Raw genomic sequence first — 3,169 nt, forward strand, 5'->3', positions numbered from 1 at the left:
TGTCTCCACATCCCAGATAAACACACCATATCCACCTAATATCAAATCCGGTTGAATACTTATTATAAATCTCCAGAAAAGAGGTAGTAGGGATTAGAGAGTAGGGAGTAGGGAGTAGAGAATAGGGGGAAATAATTAATAAATAAGAGTGCAATAATTGATTTTATTGTTTATTATGGGAGATGTCTATTAGAGTTGTTGGGAGATCTGGGGATATGAGGAGATAGTCCGATTTAATATTAAGGTGTGGATAGAATTATAAACATATACTGTATAGGCGGATTCTATATAACTTATATAAAAAAAATTACAACTAAATTGAAGGCAAATTTGGAATTTTAAAAAGAAGATTTAGCCTCGATAGAATTATGATTAATACCAGTTTGAGATGAGGTTGCATAGAATTATCAAATTCATTAAATCGCTCTATCTTTATCTACAATTATTTGCGGTCAATTATACTTTAAATATTATTCAATGCAGCTTCATTTTAACTTGGTATAAACTTAATAATACTTCATAAATTGTGATGGAAATTACTTTTTTGGTAATAAACCTGTCCAACCTTTTAAAAGAGGCTTTTTCTCTATTATATATATCTTACTTTTTTACCCTTAAACCTTTTTCCTGTTTTTCCCGTTGTTTTTAATCAGTAAAATTTATACTTGAGTCACTAACGAGCGTCAAAAAATCATCAAAATAATTGGCTCGCGCAACTCCGCCTTGTTAAGGCGAAACATTTTTGGAGCTTTGCTCAAATCCCCGTTACAAAAATAACTTCTGACTTCCTTAACATCCGCTTTGCTTAAATAATTCTGCAACACTATTCCAGTCTTTAAGCAAACCCCAATTATTCCGGAGACATCTAATTTTTTTTCGCAACTTATATTAAGACATAGGATTTGTCAACCCCTAGACATCTGCTAACTTTCCAGTAAAATCAGAAGCAAAAATTAAAATTAATAAATTAGGTAATTGAAGGAGGAGAGAGCCATCAATCAACTATCAAACTCAAAAGAGAACCCAAAATCATCCCCGATCAACCAATCAATACTGAAAATTTGTGGTCCATCTCATCTTAAAGGAAACATAAATATCAGTGGTGCCAAAAATTCTGCTTTAGCTGCCATGGCAGGAACATTGCTTTGTTCAGGCACTTGTCGGTTACAACAAGTTCCTTCTCTGGTAGACATTAATAGAATGGGACAGGTTTTATCTGCATTCGGAGCAAAGTTAGAACAGAATGGTAATACTTTAGATGTTGATGCGAGTAAATTAGATACTCCCGAAGCTCCTTATGAATTAGTTAGACAGTTACGTGCTAGCTTTTTTGTTATAGGCCCTATTATGGCCAGACTTGGAGTAGCTCGCGTACCACTACCAGGTGGATGCGCTATTGGTGCTAGACCTGTGGATCTTCATGTTCGAGGTTTACAAGCTTTAGGAGCAGAAGTTCATATTGAGCATGGTGTAGTGAATGCCTATATTACTGGTAGTAAAAAAAAGTTACAAGGGGCAAAAATATATCTTGACTACCCTAGTGTTGGAGCTACTGAAACATTAATGATGGCAGCAACCTTGGCTGAGGGAGAAACCATCATTGAAAATGCAGCTCAAGAACCAGAAGTAGTAGACCTAGCTAATTTATGTATAGCTATGGGAGCTAATATTATTGGTGCTGGCACAAAGAGCATAGTTATATCTGGAGTCCCCAAGCTACATTCTGTAGATTACACTATTATACCTGACAGAATAGAAGCTGGGACATTTTTAATCGCTGGTGCAATTACTAATTCAGACATAACTATTTCACCAGTTGTTCCTCAACATTTGAGTGCAGTTATTTCTAAACTCCAGTCAGTAGGAGTAAAAATCATACAAGAAGTACCTGGTAGTTTACACATTCTACCTAGTAAAAACCTGATTGCTACTGATATTGACACTCAGCCATATCCTGGTTTTCCCACAGATATGCAAGCTCCTTTTATGGCCTTGCTCAGTGTGTGTTCTGGTAGTAGTTCTGTTACAGAGACAGTATTTGAGAATCGTATGCGTCATGTTTCAGAGCTAAATAGGATGGGTGCTAATATTAGGGTGAAAGGAAATCATGCCATTGTAGAAGGTGTGTCCAAACTTTCAGCAGCTCCAGTAATTGGTACAGATCTTAGAGCTTCTGCTGCTTTGATATTAGCAGCATTGGCCGCAGAAGGAGAAACGACTTTTCAAGGTCTACAACACTTAGACCGAGGTTACGAAAAACTAGAAGTTAAACTTCAAAAGTTAGGAGCACAGTTGCAAAGAATAGATATACCTACAGAACATGAAATATTGCAGACTTCTGTCTAAGTTGATTTAATTTTTCATAATAAGGAATAGCTTGAAACTAATGGTCTATTTAATTAATTTTGATGGGTTAAGTACATGATCAAATTATGAAAAATAAGTGATTGTGACAATTTAGAATCTTATTGAAACTAACAAAATGGACTATTAGGTAGTTTATTTCTTTTGGTCGTCCTCAAAAAATAAGGGTGTGTTGTAGTTGTCAATGCATTACTAGATAGCTCTAATGTTATTCTCCAATTTTTTAGAGTATAGTCGATTATTTTTCACATATCAATATATTTTTGTATCAAGGTACATATAATAAATAGCTTTATTAAGTCTGGGTCTAACTGCGCGAGATGAAATGCAGTATCATTGCTTCAATAAATAACCAATTTCAACTACTTTATACCAAATTTAAATGAAGCTGCATAGAATAATATTTCAAGCAGAATTGACCGCAGGTAAGCCTAGATAAAGATAGATATATTTAATGAATTTCATCATTCTATGCAACCTCATATAAAACTGGTATTAGGAATACCAATTTTTGTTATAAATGTAGAAATCTGTAGAATTTTTTCAATAGTTACCTAGTGCTGGCAAACTTCAGCACTCAATATCAATACTTCACTTCTGATAACTTAACTTATCTTAGATAGAATGATCTGCTCGAATTTATCTTTTGATAAAGTACATTATAATTACTTTTTTAATAGACATCTCCAATCATAAAAAATAAAATTAATTATCGCACTAGATATATCAATTATCATTTTCTTTGTGGGTTTAATACCCCACCGTCTACACGGTGTTCAAAATTACTTGGGGTGAGAATCCCCAT

General features: G+C 34.1%; 1 protein-coding gene. It reads left to right on the top strand.

Annotated elements, in window-relative coordinates; genetic code table 11:
- The first annotated feature begins 975 nt into the window (after nucleotides 1-975).
- Nucleotides 976-2,346, top strand: coding sequence for a UDP-N-acetylglucosamine 1-carboxyvinyltransferase (murA, locus tag F6K13_RS25385; RefSeq protein WP_124146154.1), 1,371 nt, complete (start codon nucleotides 976-978; stop codon nucleotides 2,344-2,346).
- Nucleotides 2,347-3,169: the final 823 nt, after the last annotated feature.

The organism is Okeania sp. SIO2B9, assembly GCF_010672505.1.
GTDB lineage: Bacteria > Cyanobacteriota > Cyanobacteriia > Cyanobacteriales > Microcoleaceae > Okeania > Okeania hirsuta.